We start from the raw sequence: 19,725 nt of genomic DNA, 5'->3' as shown, positions 1-19,725 counted from the left end.
GTTCGATGTGATGATCGAACGCCTGGCACCCGATCGGTTCGATGTGATGATCGAACGCCTGGCACCCGATCGGTTCGATGTGATGATCGAACGCCTGGCACCCGTGCGTCGTGAGAGGTCGATGAAGTCGATTAAGGGGGGGGGAGTGTGAATGAAAGCGTGGGGACGCGGGCGTCGCCGTAGAGGTAGCTGTAGATCCAAAAACTCATCAGGACGCGCTTGGTGTAGTCGCGCGTCTGGCCGTAGGGGATGTTTTCGACAAAGAGATCGAGGTCTTCGTTGCCGAAGTCTTTGAGCCAGGTGGAGACGTTGCCAAAGCCGCCGTTGTAGCCGGCGATGATGAGGGCGGGGTGGGCGCTGGTCTGGCTGGCGAGCTCGCGCATATAGGCCGATCCCAGACGGATGTTGAGGGTGGGGTCGAAGAGAAGATCGAAGGAGAAGTCTTCAAGACCGTCTCTCTGGGCGATGCGGCGGGCGGTGGGTTCGATAAGTTGGAGGAGGCCGCGGGCGTTGGCCCAGCTCTCGATGCGGGGGTTAAAACCGCTCTCTTCGCGCATGATGGCGTAGATGATGGCCGGGCTCAGCCCGCGCTGCTCGGCGTAGCGGGTCAGGGTGTCTTTGAAGGGGGTGGGGTAGGCGATGGACCAGTGTCGGCGAGTGGTTTGTGTGGGGTAGGCGTCCATCCAGCCGTGGATGTGGCGGCGAGCCAGGTCGTGGGAGATGGGGTAGGCGTGGGCGGCGTCGAGCAGGGAGGCCAGGGCCCAGAGGGTGGAGGGGGTGTTGGCGTGGCGGGTGCGAAGCGCGGTGAGCTCGCGCCGGGCAAGCGAGGTCAGCCCGAGGGTGAGGAGCCGGGAGGCTTTTTGAAAGCCGGCGTCGCGCTCAAGCTCATCGGGAAGTTCGACGGGGGCGGCCTGAAGGTTTGCCGGGAGGAGCTCTTCGCAGGCCGGGCCGACGGTGGCGCAGATGTCCAGTCCCTCGGTGCTGCCCTGGAGTCTGGCGAGCTGGTTGAAGCTGAGCAGGGCGTAGTAGCTCATGGGGTGGTCGCGGGTGACTTTGATAAAAGCCTGTGCGGCCTCGTCGTTGCGGCCGGCTTGCAGCAGGGCGCGGGCGCGGAAGTAGTGAAGGCGGCCTTTTGTGTAGAGGTCGTCTTCGCCGGTTTTATCGAGGTTGTCGACGTGGTCGATGACGGCCTGGAAGTCGTCGCGGTCGAAGTATTCGCGCAGCAGAAGCCAGTGGGCGTCTTTGGCCATGTCGCCCTCGGGGTAGCGTTGAAGCTGGGCAGTGAGGCGGTCGCGGGCCTCATCGGGGCGGTCTTCGGAGCGCAGGATGCGGGCTGCGAAGTACATGGCGTCGTCGGCGTAGGAGTGGTCGGCGTATGTTTGCCAGATGCGCTCAAAGAGGGTGAGGGCGCCCCGGCGATCGCCTGCGTTCCAGCGGCCGCGTCCGCCCAGGTAGAGGGCGCGAAGTTCCCACTCGGTGTCGGCGCAATGCTCCAGGATGCGGTTGTAGACGGGGGTGCCGGCGGAGTGCTGGCGAAGTTTGGTGTGAGAGCGCCCGATAAGGTAGAGCGCTTCGCAGCGCTGGGGGGCGTCTTCGGGCCAGCGCTCAAGGGCGGTGTTCAACTGGCTGATGACGTGCTCGCTCTGGTGAAGGTCGAAGCGAGCACGGGCCAGGGTCAGCGCGCGTTCGGGGGTGGTGTCGTCGAGGAGGCGTCGTTGGGCGTCGGTGAGGTGGGCGTCGAGGGTGCGAAGTTGTCGGGTGGCGCGGGTTGCAGCCTGGCTTAAGGGGCGTTGCTGGCGGATGTTGAGGTAGAGCTCGGCGGCGCGCCCGGGATGAGTCGCTTCGAGGAGCGTGGCGAGCTGCTCGCGGGCTGCAGCAGCCTGAGCGTGGCGGGGGTAGGCGTTGAGGAAGAGATCGAGGACCTCGATGGCACGCTGGCGATCTTCGGGCTGGCCGGCTTTCTGGAGGGCTTCGGCCAGGAGAATGAGGGCGTCGGGGTAGAGCAGGCTTTCGGGGGCGATGGCCGCTGCAGCGAGTGTGGCGGTGTGGGCGTCTTCTGTGGCCAGGGCTGCGCGGGCTTTGAGCAGGGAGGCGTAGTCGGCCAGGACCGGAAGATCGCGCGCGGGGTCGAGCTCGTTGAGGATGGCCCGTGTTTGATCGGGGTGGCCGGCCTCCATGGCGACGGTTGCAGCGAGAAAGCGCAGGGAGGCGTCATCGTTGAGAAGGGGGCGCAGCTCGGGGTTCTGAAGGTCGCGGTGGGCGGAGGCCCAGTTGTTGCGCTCGACGTCTTCGATGATGGGCGCAAAAGGGCTTGTGGGAGCGATGGAGGGGATCTGAGGAGGGAGGGAATCGCTCCCGGGGAAGCGCTCGATGACGCGGAAGTGAGCGCTGGAGCCGGCCTCGCGCGGGTTGGTTTGCGCAAGCTCGGTGGGGGGGGCGTCGCCGCGCGACTGTGCCTGGGCGGGGAGCGGGAGCGCCAGTGTCAGGAGCGTGGCGAGCGCGAGGGGGAGGGCGGGGAGATTGCGGATCATGGGAGCTCAGAGACGAGGGCGACGATGAAAAGCGGTGCACTTCATCGGGGGAGGCGGCCGGCAGGGTCGAGGTCAAAACCCCCGGAGGGTGTGGATTTCATTCCGCCTGAACGCCGTGCCGGGGTGGTCAGGGGGATGAGAGGGAAGGGTAAGGCAGGGGGGAGAGGGATGGAAGAAAAGAGGGGAGATGTTTGCCATTGGCCGCCGGGAACTAGTTTTCGCGCTCCATGTGTGCAGTGTGGGAGGTTGAGGTGGGGCCTGCGGTGCGGGGCCGGGATGACTTTGAGACTGGGAGCGAGATGATGGGAGCGTGGGAGCGATCTTCGGGAGTGTTGCTGCATCCGACGAGTTTGCCGGGACCCGACGGGGTGGGGTGTCTGGGGAGGTATGCGCGTCGTTGGATTGAGCGGCTGGCCGAGGGTGGCCAGCGCTGGTGGCAGGTGTTGCCGCTGAATCCGCCGGGTCACGGGGGATCGCCCTATTCGGCGAGCTCGGCGTTTGCGGGCAATCCGATGGTGATCGACGGGGAGCAGTTGGTGGAGGCGGGGTGGCTTTCAGGGGCGGATCTTAACGTGTACCGGCGCGTATGTGCGGCGGGCTCGACGGAGCGCTTCGATGTGGAGGTGATTCGCGAGGCGAAGCGCGAGTTGCTGGTCCAGGCCTATGAGGGGTGGAAGGAGGCGGGGGGGGGCTCGGAGGCGTCGTTTCAGGAGTTTTCGATGGCGAGCGCGGGGTGGCTGGAGGACTTTGCACTTTATACGGCGTTGAAGCATCGCCATGAGGGCCGGGGGTGGCAGCAGTGGCCGGCGCCGCTGGTGAGGCGAGATCCGGAGGCGATTGCCGAGGCGCAGCGGGGGTTGGGCAAGGCGCTGGAGCAGGTGCGCTTTGAGCAGTGGGTGTTTGCGGAGCAGTGGGCGAAGTTAAAGCGTTATGCGGCCGATCGGGGCGTGCGGGTGCTGGGGGATGTTCCGATTTTTGTGGCCATGGATAGCGCAGAGGTCTGGGCGGAGCGCGATCTCTTTGAGCTGGGCGCCGACGGGGAGCCAGATGCTGTCGCGGGGGTGCCGCCGGACTATTTTTCGAAGACGGGGCAGCGTTGGGGCAATCCACTCTACGCGTGGGATAGGCTGGCCGATCGCGACTACGACTGGTGGGTGTGGCGTGTGCGTCAGGTGATGACGATGGTGGATGCGGTGCGCGTCGATCACTTTCGGGGCTTTGAGTCGTACTGGCGGATTGACGCCGAGGCGCCCACGGCGGTGGATGGTCGCTGGGAGAAGGGGCCGGGCCGGGCCGTGTTTGAGGCGATCGAGGCCGAGCTGGGGGAGGTGCCGATGGTGGCCGAAGATCTGGGGATCATCACCGACAAGGTACGCGAGCTGCGCGACGAGCTGGGTTTGATGGGGATGCGAGTGATGCAGTTCGGGTTTGATGGGACTGAGGATCATCCTTTTTTGCCGCATACCTACCCGCGGCATTGCGCCGCGTATACAGGCACCCACGATAACGATACGACGCAGGGGTGGTATGAGGGGCTTGATGAGTTGGGCAAGCACGGCGTGCGCACCTACGTCTCCCACGGTGATGAGGGGATTGTGTGGGCGATGATCGAGCGGTTATGGGCCTCAAAGGCCAATCTTGTGGTGGTGCCGGTGCAGGACCTTTTCGAGCTGGGCAGTGAGGCTCGGATGAACGTGCCGGGGAGGGCGGAGGATAACTGGAACTGGCGGATGAGCGAGGCGATGTTGGAGGACGAGACGGTGTACGTGCGTCTGGGGGCGTTGACGCGGGAGAGTGGTCGGTAGAGGGAGGGTTTTAAGATCGGGTGCCAGGCGTTCGGGCGTGTGTAGCGCTCGGGTGTCAGGCGTTCGGGCGTGTGTAGCGCTCGGGTGCCAGGCGTTCGGACGTGTGTAGCGCTCGGGTGCCAGGCGTTCGATCGGCCTCGGGAAGATAAAGGGAGGTCGGGCGTTTGCAGGGGGGCGTGCGCGCTGGTGTGGTGACGATGACTATGGGCAAGAGGAGCGAATATGATCGCGAGATGGGTACATGAGACGCGGGGCCAGGGGCTCTATGAGGTGAGCGCCGAGGTGAGGCGGGCGGTGGCCAGTGCGCAGGTTGAAGAGGGGCTATGCACGGTGTTTATTCGGCATACCTCGGCGAGCCTGACGATTCAGGAGAACGCGGACCCTTCGGCCCGTCGCGATCTGGAGGCGTGGTTGAAGCGTCTGGTGCCGGAGCATGATGCGCTTTACACGCATACGGACGAGGGGCCGGATGATATGCCTTCGCATATAAAGGCGGCGCTGACGTCGACGAGTCTGGGGATTCCGATTATGGACGGGGTGCTGGCGCTGGGGCGCTGGCAGGGGATCTTTTTGTGGGAGCATCGCGACGGTCCGATGCAGCGTGAGCTTGTGGTGCATGTGGGCGCGTAAGTCGTGATGCGATGGGTGTGATGTGAGCGCGCGAGCGCCGCTGGAGGATGTCGGGAGTGGTGATGTTCGCGTGCAGTAAGAGTGGGTCGGAACGAAGGTTAAAGCGCTGGCCGGTGGTATGGGCTGCGCTGGTCGGGGGGCTGGTGCTGGGAGCGGGGGAGGCTGTTGCTCAGGAGCCCGATGAGGTGGCGGGGGACGAAGCGGCCACGTTGCTGGTTGGCGAGGAGGTCGGTGCAGAGGTAGCGGCTCAGGTTGGCGAGGAGGATCGGGAGCGTCTTTTCGTCTCGGTGCGTGATCGGAGTCGGGAGCCGGGGTGGAGTGTGCGCACCTGCTGGGAGCTTCGCTCGACGGTGGCGGATGGTTGCGTGGCCCTGCCGGGGCGTACCGTGAGCAAGCGCGACCAGGGGGTGGTGCTGGCGCGGCGTTCGGGGAGGTATCGTTATCATCTTCGGCTGGAGCGCGATATTGATGGGGCATTGCGCGTGGAGGTGGTCGACTGGGATCCGACCCGTCGTGATGAGAACGTGCTTTATTCGGTGTATCGCGAGCCGGGCCAGGGGGGGGATCTGGGGTGGGTGGCACGCAGCTTTGAAGAGGGGCTGGTGCGGAGTCTGGCCGAGCCGGTGGATGCGGGTCGCGGGCCGCGGCGCTACGGTCGAGCGGCGCTGGAGATTGGGGTGACGCTGGGGGTGGGCACCGCGTGGTACTGGTTGAATACAGACATCAATTCGGCTGACTGGGACTATACGCTGGCCACGCAGGGGGAGCGTCATTGGGGGTTTGAGGGGTGGCGGTGGGATTCCAACGCGATGTACCTCAATACGCCTCTGCATCCGCTTGCCGGGGCGGCGTATTATACGCTGGCTCGGGCCAATGAGCTCTCGTTGTGGCAGTCCTTTGCGGCGGCGATGCTGGCGACCCTGATCTGGGAGGCCGCCATCGAGTATAAGGAGATCGTCAGCCTCAATGATCTGGTGTTGACCGGTGTGGCGGGGGTGCCACTTGGCGAGGCGTATTACCAGCTAGGAGAGTTTTTCCGACGGAGCTCTCCGACGAGGCTCAATCAGGCGTTGGCGTGGGTTTTTGGGGCACCGTCGCAGTTTCATGACTGGGCCGATGGTCGGGAGCCCGTGCGGGCGGCAGATGTGGATCGATGGGGGTGGCCGAGCGAGCAGTGGCATCGTCTGGAGCTGAGGCTGGGGGCGGCGGCGTCGACGCCGCGGGCGCGTTGGGAGGGGGGAGCGCCGGAGGGTGCACGCCAGGATGTGCACCTGGAGGTGGGGTCGGAGCTTGTGGAGTTGGAGGGCTATCGCAGCGCCGGGGTATCGAGCGGCTGGGAGGCGGGGGTGCTGGCCTCGGAGTTGCGCGCCGATTTCGCCGCAGGGGCAGCCGGGTTGCATCGGTGGGGCTTTCTGGGGCGGGTGGATCTGGCGGGATGGTACGGGCAGTCGTTATCGCGCGGCGCTTCAGGGGGGCGGGGAGTGGGAGGCTTTGTGGGCACAGGGCTTGCGTACCGTCATGAGCAGCATCGCTATGACGAGGGGTTGGATCGCTTTGGGATCATGCATCTTCCCGGTGTTCGGGCGGAGCACTGGGGGGAGTTGGGGCGATTGCGCTGGCGCATGAGTTACGGGGTGACGCCGGATTTTGCTGCGATCGATTCGCGGGCGCTCCCGGTCGTGGCTCCCGATGGGGATGTTTCGGGTCAGCGCGGGGTGTTGGTTGAGGGGTATTATTTCGGGTGGGGATTGAGCCAGGAGTTGGCGCTGGAGGTGGACGTGGCCCGGGTGCATCTGGGGGCGGGCTGGCGTTCGCATCGGGTCTGGTCGACTCAGGGGGCGGATCGATTGCAGGAGTCGATCGATGAGGACTGGATGCTTGAAGACCGTGTGAATGTGGGGCGCGTGGAAGTGCTCACGTCCTGGCCTGTGGAGACGGTGCGTTTGGGGGCGTTGCTGGAGCGTCGGGGCAGAGAAGGGGCGATCGACGATGTGGTGAGTACGCTGCAGGAGTGGCGGGCGATGTGGGTGTTTGAGGCGGTGTATTGAGGTGCCAGGCGTCCGGGTGCCAGGCGCTCGAGCAGTGAGGCGATCGGGTGCCAGGCGCTCGAGCGGTGAGGCGATCGGGTGCCAGGCGCTCGAGCGGTGAGGCGATCGGGTGCCAGGCGCTCGAGCAGTGAGGCGATCGGGTGCCAGGCGCTCGAGCAGTGAGGCGATCGGGTGCCAGGCGCTCGAGCGGTGAGGCGATCGGGTGCCAGGCGAACAAGCGCGGCCATGGGATCGGACATGGCTGCGCCTGTGCGTGGTCTAAGTGTTTGATAAGTAGGGTGGATTTGTTCGACGTTGTCGGGGCTGGTGTGCACGTTTGAAGGGAAGGTTTTTGTGCAAACCAGGGGAAGAGGGGGAGCGATGGAGCGTCTGGGGGGACGGCTGCTGATCGTCTGGGTGGGGCTTGTATGGGGGTGTGCCCTGGGGGCGGGGTGTAGTCGAGGTGCGCAGGCGGAGGAGGCGCAGGGGGGGCCCTACCGAGTGGTGTCGATGCAGGTGATGGAGGAGGGGGAGGAGGTTGAACGCGTGGGGAGTCAGGGGTGGGCGCCCAAACCAGGGAGGGTGCAGGAGTGGTGGGAGCGGGCGTTGGTAACCAGTGATGAGGGGTTGAGTCGGGGCGTTGGAAGGGAGGGGGTGAAGGGGAGGTTGGTGTATCGAGTGACGTTGAATCAGGCGTTGGAAGGCTCGGTGATGGTGGTGCGCGTGGAGGGGCAGCTGGGGTCGGATGTGGTTGGGGGAGAGGGGGAAGGGGTGTCGATGCGGGCGCAGCATGTGGTGCGTCATCCGCTGGTCAGCGATCGACCGCCGGAAGCGTTGCTGGGGGCGCTGGGACGCACGTTGCTACGTCAGGGGGTCGAAGAGGTGATGGAAGGATTGCGATCGCAGGCGATGGTGTATCAGGCCCGGGGTGGGGAGTTGGGCCGGTGGTGTGCTGATGAGGATGCGGAGGCCAGCGCGAGGTTGCTGGCGGTGCAGCGGGTGGTGGAGGGGGCGGTTGAGGAGGCGGAGGAGGCGTTGATCGCGGCTGCTGGCGGTGGCGATGAGGAGGTGGCATTTGCTGCGGCGCAGGCCCTCTGGGAGTTGGAGTCTTCTGGGGCGGCCAGGGCGTTGACGGAACTCGCGGAGCGGATGAGTCGCGAGCAGCGCTACGATGATTTGATCGGGTTGTTGCCGAAGTTGGGATCGTTGTCGACGCCGTGGGTGGCGGTGTATCTGGAGACGTTGGCTGAGGCGCATCACGTGAGTCGGGTGCGCGAGCAGGCGCGGCGTGCTCTGGAGATGAAGGCCGGGCAGGTTCAGGTTGAGGCGCAGCGGTGAGGGTGAGCCCGGGATGGTTTTGTGGCGCAGGGAGAGGTGATGGCGGTTCGGTGTGAAGAGCGTTTGGCGGGGGCAGTGTGGTGGGTGGAGGTTGCGCGCGAGGCGCGGCTCAATGCGGTAAATGAGGAGGTGATGGTCGGGCTGGAGGAGGTGTTGACCCGGGCTGAGCGTACGCCGGAGTTGCGGGTGTTGGTGGTAGGTGGGGCGGGGCGTGCGTTTGTCTCGGGTGGGGATCTTCGGGAGTTTGCCGGGCTTCGAACGCGCGAGGAGGCTGAGGCGATGTCGCGGCGGATGCGGCGAATTTTAAGTCGTATTGAGGCGCTGCGGTGCTGGACGGTGGCCCGGGTCAACGGCGACGCGTACGGGGGCGGGGTGGAGTTGATGCTGGCCTTTGATATGTGTGTGGTGGCAGAGGGGGCAAGGCTGGGGCTGACGCAGGGGAAGTTCGGGTTGACCCCGGGGTGGGGAGGCCTGACGCGATTGGTGGAGAAGGTAGGGCGCTCGAAGGCGTTGAAGTGGCTGGGGTGCGCGGAGGTGCTGGAGGCGGAGGAGGCGTTGGCCGCAGGACTTGTCGAAGAGGTGATGGAACCGGAAGATCTGGATGCGCGGGTGATGACGCTGGCAGGGCGTCTGGCCGGGTGTGAGCCGGGGGTGGCCGATGCGCTGAAGTCGGGGGTTCGTCGGGCGGTAGAAGATCATCGCGATGTGGCGATGGAGGGGGAGCTGGAGGCGTTTTGCGATCTGTGGGTGGGGGCGGCGCATTGGGAGCGGGTGGAGCGCTTTCTGAATCGTAGAGGCTGAGGAGCCGGGATCGCGATCGGGTGCCAGGCGTTCGATCGGGTGCCAGGCGTTCGTACATGAAGCAGCTCGGGTGCCAGGCGTTCGTACATGAAGCAGCTCGGGTGCCAGGCGTTCGTACATGAAGCAGCTCGGGTGCCAGGCGTTCGAGCACGTGCGTCTTGCAGAGACGAAGTGGGTGCCAGGCGATGTGACGAGGCTGGTCTCGGAGCGGCGATCGTGGGATTGAGGTAGCGAGGGGATGTTGGGGTGGGCGTGAGCAGGATGTCTGAACGACGATGTTGAGAGCTATAGGCAGGTTGCGAGGCGAGTGACGATGGTGACGAAGGCCGTACCGTTTGTGGTGATTGAGGGGTTGGATGGGGCGGGGACGACGACCCAGAGCGAGGCGCTGGCTGAGCGTCTTCGGCGCGAGGGGTGGGGGGTGTCGACGAGTTGTGAGCCTTCGGAGGGGCCGATCGGGACTCTGATTCGGCAGATGCTCACCGGGAGAGTTGTGGTGCCCGATGAGGGCGGCGGGCGGCCGGTGGGGCGCGAGACGCTGGCGCTGCTTTTTGCGGCGGACAGGCTCGATCATATTGAGGCCCAGGTGGAGCCTGCGCTGGCCGCGGGGTGTGTGGCGATCTCGGATCGCTATTACCACTCAAGTCTGGTGTATCAGGGGGATATCGATGGGGAGGAGCGGGTGGATTACGGGTGGGTGCGTGAGCTGAACGCGCGGGCGCGGGTGCCGGACGTGACGATCTTTTTGGAGGCATCCGTCGAGGTGTGCATGGCGCGCCTGTCGGGACGCGGTGGGCAGCGCGAACTCTATGAGACGTATGAGAAGCTGGGGCGGTTGGAGCGCCGCTATGATGAGGTGATGACGATGCTGGCCGGAGAGGGACAGCCGATCGTGCGTCTTGATGCTTCGTTGGAGCGCGAGGCGTTGGCCGAGGCGATCTGGGACGTTGTGAAGAGGGTGTTGCCGGCGTGAGGACAGTGTGGGTGCCAGGCGTTCGTGCCAGGCGTTCGGATGAGCGTGTGTGGCCGATCGGGTGCCAGGCGTTCGTACGAGCGTGTATGGCCGAGCGGGTGCCAGGCGTTCGTACCAGCGTGTGTGGCCGAGCGGGTGCCAGGCGTTCGTACGAGCGTGTGTGGCCGAGCGGGTGCCAGGCGTTCGTACGAGCGTGTGTGGCCGAGCGGGTGCCAGGCGTTCGGATGAGCGTGTGTGGCCGAGCGGGTGCCAGGCGTTCGTACCAGCGTGTGTGGCCGAGCGGGTGCCAGGCGTTCGGATGAGCGTGTGTGGCCGAGCGGGTGCCAGGCGTTCGTACCAGCGTGTGTGGCCGAGCGGGTGCCAGGCGTTCGGACATGTCAGCAGGCGGAGCGATCAGCGCCGAGATGTGCCCCTGGCGAGCAGCTCTTCGTAGACCTTCAGGGTGCGCTCAGCGGTGTGCTCCCAGCGGAAGCTGTGGGCGCGGGTGAGGCTGCGTTGAGAGAGGCGATCTGCCAGTTCGGGGGCGACGAGCAGGCGGTGAAGCAGGCGACTTAAGTCGTCGGGGGAGTGCGGGTGAAAGAGCAGCGCGGCCTCGCCGGCGATGGAGCGCATCGGCTCCAGGTCGGAGACCAGTGTGGGACGGCCCATGGCCATGGCTTCCAGGATGGGAAGTCCAAAACCTTCGACGAGGGAGGGGAAGACGAAGGCGCGTGCGCGGCCCAGGAGCGCGCGCAGCAGCTCGTCATCGACCAGGCCCGGCAGGTGGATACGTTCACTGACCCCCGACTCGCCGATGTGGGTGGAGAGGCCCTGGCAGTCACCGATAAGCACGAGATGGGGGCGAGGAGAGTGGGCGGGTAGTCGGGCGAAGGCGTCGATGAGCAGGCGCAGGTTTTTGTAGGGCTTGTGGTTGCCGATGGCCACGAAGAAGGGGGGGGCGTCGGGGCCGGTCAACTCGGAGAGGGGACCGGTGAGGGGGGGAGGAGGCTCGAAGAAGCGAGCGTGGACACCGTGGTGGATGGTGTGGAGGGAGGTTGATTTGGAACTCAAGAGCTGGCGGGCGCGCTCGGCGGTGGGGCGGCTGATGGCGATGACGGCATCGCTTGTGTTGAGGGCGTGAGGGATCGCCGTGCGGGCAAAGGCCTGGATGGAACGGGCTTTAAGCCAGGTGGGCTGGGAGGCGTCGGGGTGATCGAGCCAGACCAGGTCGTGGAGGGTGGTGATAACCCCGGCACCGGGAAGGGCCTGGCGGGTATAGCGGGGCAGGATGTGAAAGAGGCTGTGGTAGATATCGGGCGAGCCGAGTTGAGAGGCGGCATCGGCCAGGGCGCGGTGTCCGAGCAGGTGGTTTTTCAGATTGTCCGGGGGGACGGCGCTGGCGATCTGGGGGAGAGCTGCGTCGGTGATGGGCGTGGTGTTACTGCGGTTGCGTAGCAGCACAAGTTCGTGGTCGTGGTGGAGCTCGGCCAGATGTGCGATCAGCGCGCGAGCGTAGCTTCCCACTCCGGTGGGGGACTCGCCAAGGCAGCGAGCGTCGATGAGAATGCGGGCCATGGCGGCCTCCTCAGGCAGGGTGGAGTACGCGGCGGTAGGCTTCCAGAGCGGCCCGTGCGCAGGCTTCCCAGGTGAATTGGGCGGCGCGAGCCTGGCCGCGATGGCGAAGTTCGTGGGCCAGGTCCGGATCATCGCGAAGTTGGCGCAGGGCGCGGGCCAGCGCCTGTGTGTTGTGCGGATCGACCAGCATTGCCCCCCCCTGACAGACTTCGGCCGGGGCACCGCGATCGGAGGTGATGACCGGGGTGCCGCATGCCATGGCTTCGAGCGCGGGCAGGCCAAAGCCCTCGTAGAAGGAGGGGAAAAGAAAGACCATCGCCATGCTGTAGAGGGCTCGCAGCTCGTCGCTGGAGACGTAGCCGATGCGAATGACCCGCGAGCCCAGACGAGGATCGTCTAAGAGTTGGCCGAGCTCGCGGTTGGAGCTCTCGTCGAGGCGGCGCACCAGCACGAAGTAAGTGTGGGGATCGTCGGCGAAGGCCTCGATGAAGGCACGCAGGGCGCCGGGGTGGTTTTTGTAGGGGGAGCCCTGGCCCACCACGAGCACGAAACGGGAACGGGGGGCGAGCCAGCGCCCGAGCAGCGGCCAGGCCTCTTCGGGGGGCATCGGGGTGAAGAAGGGATCGAGGCCGTTGTAGGTCACGCTGACGCGTCCGCGTATGGCGGGAAAGTGCTCCTCAATGGCCTGACGGGAAGTATGGGAGACGGTCAGGATATGCTCGGCCTCGGCGGCGGAGCGCGGGATAAAGTTTTGATAAAACGTTCCGGTGACGAGCTTTCGCCACCAGACATCGGTGCAGTAGTCGGGGTTGAGCAGCCACATGATGTCGTGGAGCGTAAAGATTGCGGGCACCGGGAGATCGGCGGGCAGGATATTAAAGGGGGAATGGAAAAGATCGATGCCGCGAAAGTCGATCGAGCGCGCCAGGCGAAGTCGTGTGGTGAGTGAATTCGGGGCGGCATCAAACGTCTGGCATTGCACCCTGGGATGGGAAAGGGGGGCGGGGTTGTTGGGGTGTGTCAGCAGGCGCAGGCGCAGGGTATCGTCCTGAGCTAGGAGCTCCTCGACGAGGCGCAGGGTGTAGCGTCCAATGCCGCTATGACGCCCGTTGAGGTAGCGGGCGTCGAGCATGACGCAGGCGTTGAGCGAGGCAGAAGATGTGGTGTTTTGGGTCATGGTGCGATACTCCGAGGGCACTCATAGCACGCTTTGTGATGAGAGCAAGGTGGCTGTGAGGCGCGGCTGGAGAGGGCGCGACGTGAGTGAAACGGATTTGGTGGTCTGGAGACAAGACGATGGCGAGCGGTGCGGTGCGGTTGGCAGAACGCTTTATGCGTGAGTGGGTGGGTCGCAGGGCCGGTTGGGTGGTGGCCGCGAGCGTGGTGGTGACGTTGTTGTCGATCGCGGTGATCGCCAGCCGCTGGAACATCAACAGCGACTTCCGGGCGCTTTTGCCCAGCACCTCGGAGGCTGCGCTGGCGATGGAGGAGGTTGGCGATCGGGTGGGGTCGGGGTCGTCGCTTTTTGTGGTGATCGATTCGCCGGATCGGGAGGCGAACCTGGCGTTTGCCGAGGCGTATGCGCAGCGGTTGCGGGAGCAGCCGCAGATCGCTCTGGCGCATTACCATAATGATAAGGCGTTTTTTGAGAAGAACCGCCTGCTCTATATGGAGACGGAGGATCTGGAGGAGTTGCACACCAGGATTAAGCGGCGGATTCGCGAGGAGAAGCGAGCGCAGAACCCGCTTTTTGTGCCGTTGGGAGGGCGAAAGGAGCGCAGTGATTCGTTGATCGATACCTCGGATATCGAGGAGCGCTACGAGGATCTGGCGCATCAGAGCTACAAAGAATACCTGATGAGTGATGACGGGTATTCGCTGACGATCGTGGTGCGATTTGTGGAGACGTCGACAGATCTGGCGGCGACGAACAGGCTGCTGGATCGGGTGCGGGAGCTTGGTGAGTCGCTTGATCCGGCGAGCTATCATCCGGAGATGGAACTGGAGTACGGGGGAGGGCTGGTTTCGCGTCAGAGCGAGTATACTTCGATTGTGGGGGATATTCAGACCTCGGCGTTGTTTACGCTGCTGGGGTTGTTTCTGGTGATCGCGCTGTATTTTCGGCGAGTGCGGGCGGTGGTGCTGGTGCTGGGGCCGTTGGTGATGGGGGTGTTGTGGACGCTGGCGCTGGCGTTTGTGGCCCACGGTGAGCTGACGACGGTGACGGTCTTTATCTTTGCGATCTTGCTGGGGCTGGGGATCGATTTTTCGATCCATTTGCTCAACGGCTACGATCGGGAACGCGCCGAGGGTAGAGAGCCGGTTGAAGCGTTGTGGGCGTGTTATAACTCGGTGGGGCGGGCGACGGTGATGGGGGCGTCGACGACGTTTGCGACCTTTGTGGTGCTCTCGTTTGCGCAGTTTCGGGGGTTGAGTCAGTTCGGGCAGGTGGCGGCAGCCGGGGTGTTGATGACGGTGGTGGCGATGGTGGTCACGATGCCCGCGATGATTCTTGTGTTTCAGCGTCTCTGGCCGCATCAACCGAAGGTGGTAGAGGGGGAGCGAACGATTGAAAGGGCGGTGCGACGGGGGCGGTTGCTGCGGCTTGCACCGGCGTCGTTGTTTGCGGCGGCGCTGATCAGCATCTGGGCGCTCACGCAGGTGGGGCAGGTGCGATTCGAGGAGAACTTTCGGCGTGTGGGGCAGGTGATCATGCCCTGGGAGCGTGGCGAGCCCGATGCGAAAGACGTGGCCGAGCAACAGGCTCGGGCGATGGGGCGGCAACTCGCGCGGGCGGTGCAGGGGCGGGCGGTGGACGTTCGTCAGCAGGCGGATCCGGAGAGCTATGTGGCCGAGCGCAAGCAGCTGAGCACCGGGGCGAAGTATACGAGCGCGCTCAAGGGGCAGCAGTCCTCTACGCCGACGCTTCTGCTGGTGGATGAGGCTGCGGACGCTCGCCGTCTTTATGATCATTTGCAGGCCCGTCAGGAAGCCGGAGAGCTTGAGACGGTGAGTTCGGTGGCGTCGATCTATGCGTTTTTGCCGGGCAGTGACGAGGAGCAGGCTGAGCGCCTGGAGGTGATCGAGGCGATCAGGGCGACGCTGGATGATGATTTGAGTTTTTTGAGTGGGAGCCAGCGTGAGCGCATCGATGAGATGCGCGAGGGTCTGGAGGTGGAAGCGATCGGGATCGAGGATCTTCCGGAGTGGACCAAGAGGTTGTTTCGAGAGGCGGGCCCGGAGGCCAAAGCGCCGGCAGAGGGGGAGGCGTTTGCCTACGAGTATCTCATCTACGTCAATGAACGTATTGATCACATGGTCGGGGAGCAGGCGCGGCGTTTTCTCGGGGAGGTGGAGTCGGCCACCGATCTGGAGGGGATGGATGTGCGGGTGGCCAGCCAGTCGTATATTTATACGGCGATGCTCGATGAGATTAAGGAGGACGGGGCGCGGATGCTGGGGATCGCGCTTGTGATTGTGCTGCTGATTCTGAGTTTCTTTTTCCGCAGTCCGTTGCGGGCGGTGGTCTCGCTGAGCCCGCTGATCGTCGGGGCGTTGTGGATGTTCGGGTTCTGTGGGTGGTTCGGGATCAAGCTCGACTTCTTCAACGTGGTGATCTTGCCGGTGATCATCGGGATCGGGGTGGATGACGGGGTGCATTTTTACCACCGTTATCTGGAGGAGGGACGAGGCCGGCTGGTGAGCGTGATCGATCACGTGGGCTCGGCGATTGGGATGACGACAGTGACGTCGATGATCGGGTTTGGGGGGCTTGCGGTGACAAATTACGCGGGGCTGCAGTCGCTGGGGTATCTGGCGATTGTGGGAATCGCGTCGGCGTTTTTGGCAACGATTCTGGTGATGCCGGCGTTTTTGTGGATTGCCGAGCAGCGGGGATGGGGGTGGGTGTCGGCGGTGAAGTAGCCTGGGCGGATGCCGGGCAGAACATGTTCGACTCGGGGGCTGGTGCCCGGGTGTCAGGCGTTCGAACATGAGGAAGACGTCTGAGACGTATGGGTGCCAGGCGTTCGAACATGAGGAAGACGTCTGAGACGTATGGGTGCCAGGCATTCGAGCATGAGGAAGACGTCTGAGAAGTGCGGGTGCCAGGCGTTCGAACATGAGGAAGAAGCCTGAGACGTACGGGTGCCAGGCGTTCGAACATAGGTTGAAAGTGGGGGCCCGGTGATGTGTCTCTGGTGTTAGAATGAATGCCTGCCGGGGACTCGCGTCGAATGATGTGTGTGAACATGAGCTGAGATATAAAGCGCCACGATGTGGCCTGAGGAGCCAGAATGCGACAGAGACGGACTGCGGCATTGATGATGGGGCTGATGATGGCGTGTGCGCTCAGCGTGGTGCCGGTCCTGGCGAGCGCTCAGGTGCAGGGGTGGAGTGAGGGGGCGGCAGCGCGACAGGTGTCGATGCGGGATTTGATTCCGCGGATGAGTTCGGGGCAGGCGTATTCGGAGCGTTACGGATTCTCGGTGGATCTGGAGGGCGGGGGGCATATCGGGATGGATTTTACGATCTCGAACCTGGGGATTCGCAGCGGCTATGGGGCGGCGCAGGTACGGGTTCGCCTGCCGGGGCAGGAGCGCTACGAGTACGGGGAGCGGGTCAGTCGGGGGGATTGGACGACGGCCGAGGATCGTTTCGCGCTCGATATTGCCAAAACTCAGGTGGAGGCTCAGGGCGATGATGCCTTTGTGCTTCGCCATGACGGGGATGTGAAGGTCGAGTTGACGTTTCGCAACACGATGCCGATGTGGCGACCGGGCAGCGGACAGATTCGGCAGGGGGAGGACTATTACCGCTTTACGCTGATTTCTCCGCGAGCGGATGTGGAGGGACGGGTGCAGATCGATGGAGAGTGGCACACGGTGCGGGCATCTCGGGCCGGTTATGCTGATCATGTGGCGACGAATGTGGCGCCTTATGAGCTGGCGAAGCGGTTTTCGCGCTTTCGGGATTATAACGACGATGTGTTCGTGATCTGGCGGGAGATCGAGCTGAGCGAGAAGTTCGGGGGGCGCACGTTGACCTGGGCGATGGTGGGTGTTGGGGAGCGTATTGTGTTCAGTGATGCTGATGCGCAGCTGCGCCCGGGCAATGTAAGGGGCGATGGAGAGACGGGTTATCAGGTGCCGCACGCGGTGCAGCTGGAGGGGGAGAGCGGCCAGGGGCAGATGCGTTTTGTGATGCGCGGCGATCGGATGGAGAAGAAGGACTTGCTGGCGAGCTACGGTCGGGCGGCCCGGCTGGTGGCTTCGGCGTTAAGTAAGCCGTGGCAGTATAACATCCACGGGGAGTATGCGCTGGAGGTGGATGCGGGTGGTCGTACGCTGCGCACGCGGGGGAGAGGGCACTATACGGTGGACTTTGTGAACCCTTGAGAAGGCGATCGGGTGCCAGGCGTTCGATCCTGGTTGGTCGAACGCGGATATGTGAGGGTGCCAGGCGTTCGAACGAGGACTTTGGCTCATGAAGGCGCTCGGGTGCCAGGCGTTCGATCTCTGGTGTGAGCGCTGGTCAGGGAGCGCACAGCGTGTAGCTTTGTCGTGGTGTGAGGGGCAGGGAGAGCGACTTCAAATTTCGGGGGAGAGGGCAAGGGTTGAACAACTCGCCGCGCCGGCGTGTTAGGGTGAGAACGCCGCGGCGCGACCGATGCGCGGTAGGTGAGTCGATGGTTGAGAGCACTTCTACGATGGGGTTGGCCCGATGAGCCCGATGTTTGTGAAGCCTGAGAGCGAGGAGTTGGCCGGGGCCGGGGCCTTGGAGGTGTCTCCGGGCTCGGAGACCCGTGGGGTGGAGGCGCTGGAGGAGGAGGCTCAGGCGGTGGGGCTTCCGCTCGATGATTTTAAGGCGTTATGGGAGGCGCTCTCCAGACGTCCGATCGATGAGATTCTGGCGGTGGTGGCCGAGCAACTCTCGGATGCACCGGATCGGCGTCGGGAGGTTTTAACGGCCTGGATGGCGCAGACGCTGGGGTACTCTCGGGTGTGGCGTCGTCAGAAGACGCTGGTCAGTGAGCCCCTGTGGGATGTGCTCTCGGCGAAGGGGTACGGGGAGTTAAGTGAGCGAGGGGAAGAGGCGCTGGCGATGATCGGGCGTACGATGAGCCCGCATCGCACGTATCTGCATCCGATGGCAGCGCTGGCGACGCTGGCGATCTGGCGTCATAGCAAGCGGGAGGCGCTGCTTGAGGAGGCTCGTGCGCGGCTTCTGGGGCGGGCGCTACCCGATGAGTTGGCCTGGCTCTATGAGGTGGTGGTGGTTTTTGAGCGCGATGAGCGCCGCGAACGTGGAGGAAAGGAAGAGGGCGGGGGACGAGGATTGATGGAGCTTGTGGAGCTCTGCCTTAAGGGGTCGTACTGGGAGCTGGGAGCGTTGTTGAGCGCGCTGATGGTGCTGCGCTTAAAGGGGCGGCGTCATTCTCCGACGGTGGAGAACCTGGTCAAAGCGTGTGATCAGGCCGCGGAGGTTCAGCCCAGGGAGCGGGAGGCGTGGTTGCAGGTGATGGCGGACGCGACGCTCAAAGGGCAGCTGAGCTTTGCGTGGCTGGAGCGGCCGCTGGAGGCGGCGGTGCGCTTGAGCGTGGACGATCCGCAGCGTCAGGAGCGGTTGCGGGCGTATTTGAGCCGGCGGGCGTTTGACGCGGATTACAGTCGGCTGGAGACGCTTTATGAGAGCTGGCTTGGGAGTCTGTGGCGGGAGGGGAGCACGGCGCAGACCTGGCTTTTTGCGGAGGTAGGGCGCACGGCGCGCTACAATCCGGCCCGGGCGCAGCGGCTTCTGGAGCTGATGGCGGCGCGGCGAGGACGGCGACGTCGTGGGGTGGGCTCCAGGGCCTACCGGGTTCGACTGGCGGTTGAAGACCTGGGGCTTTGCGACGCTCTGGATCGGCTCGAAGAGGAGTTGATCGGGTTGTATGTGCATAACCTGGCGTTGGATAGCCACGCGGTTCAGCTTGTGCGTCGGGCGGGGGGGCGTGTGAACTGGTTGCGTAATCCGTACGCGGGGGAGGATGATCTGTCGATGTATCTGGTGGTCAGCGACTATGAGCGGGCGTTTGACCAGCTGACCTGTAAGTTTGACGGGGTAACGATGTCGCATGCCGACAAGCATGCGGCTGCGCGGGTGAAGTATTTTGTGCAGCGTCGCCTTGATCCCAACCGGGTGCATCGGCTGGTGCAGCGGGTGTTTACGCCGGTGGAGTGGCTGGGGAGCGGGTTAAGCGAGATCGGGCTTGTACGCGGGGCCGTGGAGCGGGGGATGGAGCGCTTTGAGGCGCATGTGGCAGCCCAGGATCTTCGGCAGGAGGTTGTGGAGGAGTTTGTCGAGGCCGGTGTGGAGGTGGTCGATTTTGAGGCCATCGCGGAGTTGCCGGTGGAGCGTGTGTTCGGGATGTTGCGGCGCCGACGCAAGCAGAGGTTGCTTCTGGGGGCGGTCAGCGGCGGGGTTTTCGGTGGCCTGGCCCCCTTTAGCTGGGGGATGCTCTCGCTGGCCGATGTGCCGGTGCTGTTGTCGATTGCGGCCGACATCTCAAGCCGCTTTTGCTGGTATTTCGGGTTTGATCCGCGTGAGCATAAGGATCTTCCGATGGAGATTCTGGCGGTGGCGCTCGGCGGGAGTCGGCCCTCGGCGGTGGAGCCGATGCTGGTAAGGCAGAACCTCAATGAGTACGTGTTGCGCAAGACCCTGATGGTGGGGGCGGTGGCGCACGGGGGGCTGACACAGCTGGCGGGCCGGGGTCTTGCGCAGGTAGTGGAGCGGCAGCTGGGAGCCCGCGCGGCGCAGCAGGCCGGCGAGATGGCCAAGAGGGCGGTGACGCGCAATTTGCAGCGACGGGCGGTGGAGGCTGCACCGTCGCGGGCGTTGCCGGTGGTGGGGGCGCTGCTGGGAGCGTCGCTCAATGTGGCCCTGATCTACGATCTGTGTGAGGCGGCGCAGGCGGTGTTGACCGATCGTTTTCTGGAGCGAAAGTATCCGGAGTGGGTGCGCCATATCGGTCTGGAAGAAGACTCGGAGAGTCTGGCAGGCTGAGATCGTTGTGAGCGGATCGG

The 19,725-nt window shown here is 64.5% G+C and carries 12 protein-coding genes; 9 read left to right on the top strand and 3 right to left on the bottom strand.

Going from position 1 to position 19,725, the window contains the following annotated elements; translation table 11 throughout:
- Positions 1-131: 131 nt before the first annotated feature.
- Positions 132-2,531, bottom strand: a complete 2,400-nt coding sequence (locus tag EA187_RS07605) for a transglycosylase SLT domain-containing protein (protein ID WP_127779850.1) — start codon at positions 2,529-2,531, stop codon at positions 132-134.
- Positions 2,532-2,833: 302 nt separating this feature from the next.
- Here EA187_RS07605 and malQ point away from each other — a divergent pair, with 302 nt between their 5' ends.
- The 6 genes from malQ (at position 2,834) to tmk (ending at position 10,105) form a co-directional block, all read left to right on the top strand.
- A complete protein-coding gene (gene malQ, locus EA187_RS07600) occupies positions 2,834-4,336 on the top strand; it encodes a 4-alpha-glucanotransferase (protein ID WP_164856093.1) in 1,503 nt (500 codons plus the stop codon).
- A gap of 222 nt (positions 4,337-4,558) precedes the next feature.
- Positions 4,559-4,966 carry a secondary thiamine-phosphate synthase enzyme YjbQ gene (locus EA187_RS07595; RefSeq protein ID WP_115607604.1) on the top strand — a complete coding sequence of 136 codons (408 nt, stop codon included), beginning with the start codon at positions 4,559-4,561 and terminating at the stop codon, positions 4,964-4,966.
- Between the two features lie 62 nt (positions 4,967-5,028).
- Positions 5,029-7,014: a DUF3943 domain-containing protein gene (locus tag EA187_RS20935; protein WP_127779848.1), complete on the top strand. Its 1,986-nt coding sequence runs from the start codon at positions 5,029-5,031 to the stop codon at positions 7,012-7,014.
- A gap of 360 nt (positions 7,015-7,374) precedes the next feature.
- The gene (locus EA187_RS07585; RefSeq protein ID WP_127779847.1) at positions 7,375-8,331 is read left to right on the top strand and encodes a hypothetical protein; all 957 of its coding nucleotides are present in this window, start codon (positions 7,375-7,377) and stop codon (positions 8,329-8,331) included.
- A gap of 39 nt (positions 8,332-8,370) precedes the next feature.
- Entirely contained in the window at positions 8,371-9,132 is a 762-nt protein-coding gene (locus tag EA187_RS07580) for an enoyl-CoA hydratase/isomerase family protein (protein WP_127779846.1), read from the top strand.
- A 313-nt stretch (positions 9,133-9,445) separates the two neighbouring features.
- Positions 9,446-10,105 carry a dTMP kinase gene (gene tmk, locus EA187_RS07575; protein WP_127779845.1) on the top strand — a complete coding sequence of 220 codons (660 nt, stop codon included), beginning with the start codon at positions 9,446-9,448 and terminating at the stop codon, positions 10,103-10,105.
- 393 nt (positions 10,106-10,498) lie between these two features.
- Here tmk and EA187_RS07570 read toward each other — a convergent pair whose 3' ends face one another.
- Both EA187_RS07570 and EA187_RS07565 read right to left on the bottom strand, forming a co-directional pair.
- The gene (locus tag EA187_RS07570) at positions 10,499-11,659 is read right to left on the bottom strand and encodes a glycosyltransferase family 4 protein (protein ID WP_164856092.1); all 1,161 of its coding nucleotides are present in this window, start codon (positions 11,657-11,659) and stop codon (positions 10,499-10,501) included.
- A gap of 10 nt (positions 11,660-11,669) precedes the next feature.
- Positions 11,670-12,836 (bottom strand): glycosyltransferase family 4 protein, encoded by a 1,167-nt coding sequence (locus tag EA187_RS07565; RefSeq protein WP_127779843.1) that lies wholly within the window; start codon positions 12,834-12,836, stop codon positions 11,670-11,672.
- 119 nt (positions 12,837-12,955) lie between these two features.
- On the opposite strand from EA187_RS07565, the gene EA187_RS07560 reads away from it, so the two are divergent.
- From EA187_RS07560 to EA187_RS07550, 3 genes are all read left to right on the top strand, one after another.
- Entirely contained in the window at positions 12,956-15,583 is a 2,628-nt protein-coding gene (locus EA187_RS07560; RefSeq protein WP_127779842.1) for an efflux RND transporter permease subunit, read from the top strand.
- A 371-nt stretch (positions 15,584-15,954) separates the two neighbouring features.
- Entirely contained in the window at positions 15,955-17,055 is a 1,101-nt protein-coding gene (locus EA187_RS07555) for a hypothetical protein (protein WP_127779841.1), read from the top strand.
- Between the two features lie 334 nt (positions 17,056-17,389).
- Positions 17,390-19,705, top strand: a complete 2,316-nt coding sequence (locus EA187_RS07550) for an EcsC family protein (RefSeq protein ID WP_127779840.1) — start codon at positions 17,390-17,392, stop codon at positions 19,703-19,705.
- Positions 19,706-19,725: the final 20 nt, after the last annotated feature.

Origin of the sequence: Lujinxingia sediminis, from assembly GCF_004005565.1 — a bacterium.
Lineage (GTDB): Bacteria > Myxococcota_A > Bradymonadia > Bradymonadales > Bradymonadaceae > Lujinxingia > Lujinxingia sediminis.
The sequence above is the reverse complement of the archived record's forward strand: the minus strand, read 5'-3'. Positions and strand labels throughout refer to the sequence as shown.